Source organism: Neisseria sp. P0021.S005 (assembly GCF_051956955.1).
Genome location: NZ_JBQCWY010000853.1, coordinates 1 through 653, shown reverse-complemented (window position 1 = coordinate 653; position 653 = coordinate 1). Strand labels below are relative to the sequence as shown.

At 46.1% G+C, this 653-nt stretch carries 1 protein-coding gene; it reads right to left on the bottom strand.

Features of this window, described 5'->3' with window-relative positions; translation table 11 throughout:
* Positions 1-459 (bottom strand): transcription elongation factor GreB (gene greB / locus ACTHUE_RS19780; RefSeq protein ID WP_440424251.1); only part of this gene is annotated, 459 nt, incomplete at its 3' end.
* Positions 460-653: the final 194 nt, after the last annotated feature.

The window sequence follows — 653 nt, the reverse complement described above, 5'->3', positions numbered from 1 at the left end:
CTCTATAATCTCGCGTCCTTCCGGTGTATCCAAGACAACTTCATTCCCTTCGCGTGCTTTAATCAGGCTGCGTGCCAAAGGGGAAATCCATGAGATTTTGTTTTTAGCGGTATCAATTTCATCTACGCCGACAATTTTGACGGTTTGTTCACGACCATCTCCGCGCAATAAGCCAACGGTGGCGCTGAAAAAAATCTGGTCCGTGGCTTCACGCGCTTCAGGGTCGACAACGACAGCAGCTTCCAAGCGTTTAGTTAGGAAGCGGATACGGCGGTCGATTTCGCGCATACGGCGTTTGCCGTAAAGATAATCGCCATTTTCGCTGCGGTCGCCATTGCTTGCTGCCCAGTTAACGATTTGGACGATTTCCGGGCGCTCTTTGTTGACCAGATGATAAAGTTCGTCTTTCAGTGCCTGCCAACCGGTAGGTGTGATGTAATTTTTGGTTTCGGTACTCATGATGTGTCTATAACATAATTAAAGGCCGTCTGAACATTAATTTTCAGACGGCCTTTATTGTAAGTCAATTTACTTTATTCATCATCATCGCTATCGCTGATACTGATGCTGTGTTCCATTTTGCTTGGATGAACTTTCAAGCCGCCACAACCTGATTTTTCGGTAGAGAGACGGTTTAGATACACTTCATCGAT